At 59.0% G+C, this 6,199-nt stretch carries 5 protein-coding genes; 4 read left to right on the top strand and 1 reads right to left on the bottom strand.

Annotation, left to right across the window (positions count from 1 at the left end):
- The first annotated feature begins 2 nt into the window (after positions 1-2).
- The 3 genes from hxsB to hxsA are packed head-to-tail and all read left to right on the top strand — an operon-like array spanning position 3 to position 3,347.
- Entirely contained in the window at positions 3-1,496 is a 1,494-nt protein-coding gene (gene hxsB / locus ACIPL0_RS08490; RefSeq protein WP_400598980.1) for a His-Xaa-Ser system radical SAM maturase HxsB, read from the top strand.
- A 2-nt stretch (positions 1,497-1,498) separates the two neighbouring features.
- On the top strand, positions 1,499-2,737 hold the full coding sequence (gene hxsC, locus ACIPL0_RS08495; RefSeq protein ID WP_400599209.1) for a His-Xaa-Ser system radical SAM maturase HxsC: 1,239 nt from the start codon (positions 1,499-1,501) through the stop codon (positions 2,735-2,737).
- Entirely contained in the window at positions 2,724-3,347 is a 624-nt protein-coding gene (hxsA, locus tag ACIPL0_RS08500; protein ID WP_400598983.1) for a His-Xaa-Ser repeat protein HxsA, read from the top strand. Before hxsC ends, hxsA begins: the two co-directional genes overlap by 14 nt.
- A 15-nt stretch (positions 3,348-3,362) precedes the next feature.
- Here the strand turns inward: hxsA and ACIPL0_RS08505 are convergent, their stop codons facing one another.
- A complete protein-coding gene (locus ACIPL0_RS08505; protein ID WP_400598985.1) occupies positions 3,363-4,916 on the bottom strand; it encodes an MFS transporter in 1,554 nt (517 codons plus the stop codon).
- Between the two features lie 105 nt (positions 4,917-5,021).
- Between ACIPL0_RS08505 and ACIPL0_RS08510 the strand changes: the two genes are divergently transcribed.
- A complete protein-coding gene (locus ACIPL0_RS08510) occupies positions 5,022-5,918 on the top strand; it encodes a LysR family transcriptional regulator (RefSeq protein WP_400598987.1) in 897 nt (298 codons plus the stop codon).
- Positions 5,919-6,199 lie beyond the last annotated feature (281 nt).

A 6,199-nucleotide genomic window follows, 5' to 3' on the forward strand; every position in this document is an offset into this window, starting at 1 on the left:
TCATGCAGACTTCGTTGATCGCCAAGGACGTCGCGTACCAACTGCTGCCCTTTCGCTTCTTGCGGCTCGGTGACGATGACAGTGCGGCCGATATTCTTCTGACCGCAGAAACCGGTGAATACCTGTTTGTGTCAGAATCCGATCTGCAAGCGCTGGTACGCAAACAACTCGATGTCCGCTCATCTCTGTATAAGGATTTGCTGGCTCGGCATTTCATTTTTGAGCCGAGGGGACACAATCCGATCCCTGAAATTGCCGCGCAATACCGGAGCCGCAAGAGTTTCATCTTTGATGGGCCGGCCTTGCATATTTTCGTGGTGACGCTTCGCTGCAATCACACCTGCCAATACTGCCAGGTATCTCGTGCACCGCTCGGCGGATCCAGTCATGACCTCTCCGAGGACGACGCCAACCATGCAATTGACCGTATGTTTGAATCGCCCTCGCCGGTCCTCACGGTTGAGTTTCAAGGCGGCGAACCCCTGCTCGCCTTTGATCGCATCAAACAGATCGTTCAGGCAATAGCTCAACGAAATGAGTCGGAAAGGCGACGTATCCAATACGTCATCACTTCGACATTGCACCATCTGACCGACGATATTCTGGACTTCGCCTACCAGCACCGGATTCAGTTCTCCACCTCCCTGGATGGCCCGGCGTTTTTGCACAACGCAAACAGGCCGTCGCCTGGCCGGAACTCCTATGAGCGAACAATTGAAGGCATACAACGAGTTCGTGCAAAGCTGGGGCACGACGCAGTATCCGCGCTGACAACCCTGACTGCAAAGAGTCTGCTGCATCCCGTCGAGATCATTGATGAATATGTGGCCCAAGGCTTCAAAAGCATTTCGTTACGCCCGCTGAGCCCATACGGATTCGCTAAGACCTCCTCCAAACGGCTCGACTATACGATGGGAGAGTTCATTGCCTTCTACAAGAAATCGATGGATTACCTGATCTCGCTGAATGCCAACGGTACCTATCTCGCAGAAGGCTACATGTCACTCCTTCTTGCCAATGTGCTGACACCTTTTTCTTCGGGCTACGTCGATCTGAGATCGCCACTGGGAGCCGGGCTGGGGACGCTCGTTTACAACTACGACGGCGACGTCTACCCATCCGACGAGTCTCGAATGCTGCTGGAAATGGGAGAAAACGGTTTGCGACTGGGCAGCGTCAAGCAGCCGCTTGATCAACTGCTTCGCTCTCCCGTCATTGAGCTGCTGTTGTCGGCCGGCATTGCTGAAGCGCTTCCGGGATGTTCCGATTGCGCGCTGGTCCCTTACTGCGGTGCTGATCCTGTCGAACAGTATGCGAGGCAGGGCGATCCCGTAGGACATCGAGGCTTCAGCACGTTTTGTGAGAAGAACACGGCGTTGCTGACTTACCTTTTCGGTCAACTGAGAGATGCTGACGACCACACACAGAAGGTACTGGTGTCCTGGCTTTCGCGGCGATCGATAGTCGATCTTCCCTCGGCTGGATACAGGGGGTAATGATGCTGCGTAGAGATACCCGGTTTGATATGTGCAATGTCTCGGTACCGAAACTCCTCAAAGTGATCACCCCCGAGGAGTTGATTGAGAAAGGGACTGCCGTTTGTGCAGGCGAAGCCGGGTTTTCGGATCTGATTCTGTGGATGGACGGTGCGCTTGAATCCCATCGCGAACAGCTCATGAGTTTGCCGGTGGGAGGCTTTCTCTTTACCGACGAGATACCGCTGCTTTCAGGTTTGAGCGCAGTGATGTTGGGGCACCCGAAAGATTCAGGGGTGGTGCGGCCAGGAGACGTGATTGCGGTCAGCCCACATACGAACGTGGTACGCGTCCTTTACCGTCGGGGAGCCAACAGCAATTTGCTGTTCATGACGGATCGCTGTAACAGCCTCTGCCTGATGTGCTCCCAACCGCCAAGGGATGTCGATGATCGTTGGCATATCGATGAAAACCTGAGACTGCTGGATCTGATCGATCCGGGGGTTGAGCAACTCGGTATCAGTGGCGGCGAACCGACCCTCTATCGTGAAGGACTGCTGGCAATTGTCAGACATGCCGCTGCCACAGTGCCGGAAAAAGCGCTGCATATTCTCAGCAATGGCCGGCTGCTGAATGATTCGAGCTGGATGGTCGATTTGAAAACCCACGGACATCCCAACGTCACCTGGGGAGTTCCGTTATATGCGGATAACGCCGCAGATCACGACCATGTCGTGAGTGCGCCGGGGGCTTTCACAGAGACCATGGGAGGGCTGTACAACCTTCATCGGGCCGAACAGAAAATCGAAATCCGAATGGTCTTGAGCAAACTGACAGTCACCCGATTGCCGGAGTGGGCACACTTTGTTTTCAGAAACCTTCCGTTCATAGAACACGTTGCGTTGATGGGTATCGAAAACACCGGGCTGGCAAAGAAAAACTACGATGTCCTCTGGATAGACCCTGCCGATTATCAGGCCCAACTCGCCTTGACTGCGCACTTTCTCGATATCCGAGGCCTGGCCGTATCGGTTTATAACCTCCCGCTGTGTGTGCTGGATCCGAGTCTTGGGAAGTTTTATCGCCAGAGCATTTCTGACTGGAAAAACCTGTTCGTTGACACCTGTCAGGCCTGTTCTGCGAAACACGCTTGCGCAGGTTTTTTCAAGTCTCATTCGCCGCGCTGGCAGAGTCGAGACATCCATCCGCTTTCACTAAAAGAACTAGAAACACTGCAAGGAGCGCCGTATGAAGTTGCTTGATCGTTGGAAAGTCCTGATCGGCCAATCGATAGCTCTCGCGCCGATGCTCGCCAGTCCGCTGGCTGATGCTGGCCAGCCTCAACTCGCGGCAGATGATTGGTTACCTCATCCCCATAGCGCGCCACCAGCATTCAAAAACACGCTTAACGCAAGCGATGCGGTGAACATCTATGCGGCGCATCGCTCCCATAGCTCACACAGTTCGCACAGTTCTCATTACAGCAGCTCAGGCGGGTACAGTGCCCCGCGCTACAGCGCGCCGACTACGTCGTACTACAGCGCGCCTGCACCAACAACGAACCTTTACCGATCCAGCAGCCCGACGGTAAATCCGACACCGACAGCAACACCACGCACCTCAACGTCAACAAGCTCTGCGGCCCGAGCTACCCCTATCGCAGCAACACCGGCAGCAGCGGATGTATCCATGCTGGTGCGCAGGGTCCAGCTGGCTCTAATGATCAAAAAATATTACTCAGGCCCAATTGATGGCGTACTGGGTAACGGCACGCGAGGGTCGATCATGGCGTTCCAGGCGGATTCAGGCATTGTCAACAGCGGCCGGATGGATACCCCAACCCTGAATGCATTAGGAATCGCGATACCGTAACGGCTGCTAAGGCCATTACTCCACAGCTGCCTCACGCCCCGACGCTTCAGTGGCCGTACGGTCCCTGCTGAGCAGGCCCAGCACCACCGCTGCGGAAAACAGGGTGATGATGGTCAGGATGTGCAGCAGGTACTGGAACGCCTGGGCGTAACCTGCGATCAGTGTCTGGTTTGCTAGGCCCGGGACACGGTCGACCGCATGGGCCATGTCGCCACTGGTCACGCGCTGGGCGACTTCGGCGATGGCGGCGGTGTCGACGCTGCCCGATGCGCTCTGCATGATCTCGACCAGGTGCGTCTGCAGCAACGAGGCCAGGATCGCCGCCACGCTGGCCAGTGCAATGCCCTCCCCGGCCACCCGCACGGTGTTGAAGATACCGGCGGCCATGCCTGCGCGCTCCTTCGGTACCACGCTGACCGACAGGGCGTCCATCAGCCCCCAAGGCAGGCCGGCACCGATGCCGATCAGCAGCATCGGGCCGACCAGGCCGAACCGTGGTTCGCCGACGTTGTACAGGCTCAGCCCGTGCAACCCCAGTGCTGCGATGAGGAAGCCCACGCCGGACAGGATGCCGGGGGAAACGAAGCGCGCCAGCGACGCTGCCAGCATGGGCACCACCAGCATCGGTGCAGACAGCGCCAGTAACAGCAGGCCGGCGTCGATCTCGCTCAAGCCTTCAACACCGATGAAGCGCAGCGGCAGCATGACCACCAGCACGATGTAGCAATAGCAGGTGCCGATCGGCAGCATCTGCACGCCGATGAAGCGTGGATAACGGAACAGCGTGAGGTCGAGCATCGGGCGCCGGACCCGCATTTCAATCGTCACGAACAGCGCCAGCAGGACTGCCGAACCGATCAACAGCCCGGTCACCAGTGGGCTGCCCCAACCGCTTTCGGGTGCCTGAATGACGCCGAAGGTGAACAACGCCAGCACCCCGGTGAACGTGATGGTGCCCGGCCAGTCCAGCCCCTGAGCATCCGGGTCGCGGGTTTCACGCATGCGCGGCAGACCGAAGACCATCGCGATCACGCCAATGGCGGCGGTGAACACGAAGATCGCCCGCCAGCTGAACGCTTCGATCAGGCCGCCCGCCAGCAACGGTCCGAACGCCAGACCGATGCCGAACGTGGTGCCCAGCATGCTGTAAGCGCGAGTGCGGGCGTGGCCGTCGAACTCCTGGGCGATGGCGGCCGAACCACTGGCCAGCGCCGCAGCACCTGCAACGCCCTGAACTGCACGCAGGATGTCGAGCCAGAGCACCGACGGCGCCAGGCTTTGGGCAAGCGATGCAGCGGTGAACAACAGCATGCCGAGGGTGAACAGTTTTTTGCGACCATACACGTCCGCCAGCGCGCCTGCGGCCATCAACAGGCTGCCGAACGACAACATGAACGCGTTGGTGATCCAGGTTAACGCGACCGGACTGCCGCCCAGTTCGCGGCCGATTGCCGGGGTTGCCACGGCGCCTCCGGTGAAACTCAGCGGCAGCACAAGCGCTGACAGGCATATGGCCGCGAGAATGAGCAACTTGTCTCGCGCGCCTGCCGTGTGGGCAATATTTGTCATGGATGTAGCTACCTGTTTTACAAAAAGATGTGTCATTGTTGCTGGCGCAGAATTATCGATAAATGCGTAACCAAGAGACACTTAGTCGCCTCAAGAGAGACAATCATGGAACGCGCCGACACGTCATTTCCCGACATTGCCGCCTTCGTCGCTGTCGCCCAGACCGGCAGCTTCACCCGCGCAGCGGAGAACCTTGCCACCAGCAAATCCAACGTCGGCAAGGCGGTGCAGCGTCTGGAAAGCCGATTGGGCAGCCGCTTGTTTCAGCGCACCACCCGGGCGGTGCGATTGACCGAAGACGGCGAAACCTACCTGATCGCCGCACAGGCCGCTCTGGATGGTCTGCGCGACGCAGCCCAAGCGCTGGCGGCACGCAAGGAAGAACCCACCGGCCGGGTACGGCTGGACATCCCTTCAGGCTTTCGCCAACTGTTTTTGCCGACGCTCTCCGAGCTGCGCGACCGCTACCCGAAGGTCACGCTGGAACTGTCGATGACCGACCGCATGTCCGATGCGGTGGGCGAAGGCTGGGACATCGTCGTGCGCGCCGGGGAGTTGCCGCAGGACAGCGACATGACCGTGCGCAAGCTGTGCGACATCACGTTGAGTCTGTATGCCGCGCCGGCCTATCTGGCACGTCACGCCCCCATCGAGTCAGCGGCGGATCTGGTCAATCACGAAGCGGTGATCTTTCGTGGTTTCACCGGCAAGCTGCGGCACTGGTCGCTGGTGGAAAACGGCCACGCCCGCGAGTTTTCGCCGACGCCTGTGCTGATCGTTTCCGATGGTCAGGGGGTGATCGACGCCACGGTGATCGGCCTGGGCATCGCCCAGCTGTACGACAAGGTCGCCCAACCCTACGTCGATAGCGGCAGGCTGGTGCGCGTCCTCCCCACCGTCGACGCCCCCGGCCCGCCGGTTCATGCATTGATTCCATTGGGTCAGCGCATGCCGGCCAAAACCCGGGCGGTATTGAATTATCTGGCGGAGCGATTGCGCTGATAGAGGCCCGCTGCCCCTGTCTGGCTTGTCAACGTTGGCGCTACCAGGCCCGTGGGAGGGAGCTCTGCTCGCGATGGCGTCCATCCAGTCAATGCTGCACTGGCTGACCCTCCGCTTTCGCGAGCAGGGCTCCCTCCCACTTTTGGTCATTTGTCCGGCTTGTCAGTGTCGGTGTCCGTGAGATCGCCACCGCCGGCAAGCCGGACTGCTACGGAACAACCGGCAACTTCTGCTTTTGATTCTGGCCGAAGGCCGTGGGAGCCGGCTTGCTGGCGAATGCG

Source organism: Pseudomonas sp. NPDC090208, from assembly GCF_044746785.1.
GTDB lineage: Bacteria > Pseudomonadota > Gammaproteobacteria > Pseudomonadales > Pseudomonadaceae > Aquipseudomonas.

Excerpts from the sequence above, each read along its gene's own strand:
- hxsB (WP_400598980.1), top strand. The coding sequence starts at position 3 with ATGCAGACTTCGTTGATCGCCAAGGACGTCGCGTACCAACTGCTGCCC.
- hxsC (WP_400599209.1), top strand. The coding sequence starts at position 1,499 with ATGCTGCGTAGAGATACCCGGTTTGATATGTGCAATGTCTCGGTACCG.
- hxsA (WP_400598983.1), top strand. The coding sequence starts at position 2,724 with ATGAAGTTGCTTGATCGTTGGAAAGTCCTGATCGGCCAATCGATAGCT.
- ACIPL0_RS08505 (WP_400598985.1), bottom strand. The coding sequence starts at position 4,916 with ATGACAAATATTGCCCACACGGCAGGCGCGCGAGACAAGTTGCTCATT.
- ACIPL0_RS08510 (WP_400598987.1), top strand. The coding sequence starts at position 5,022 with ATGGAACGCGCCGACACGTCATTTCCCGACATTGCCGCCTTCGTCGCT.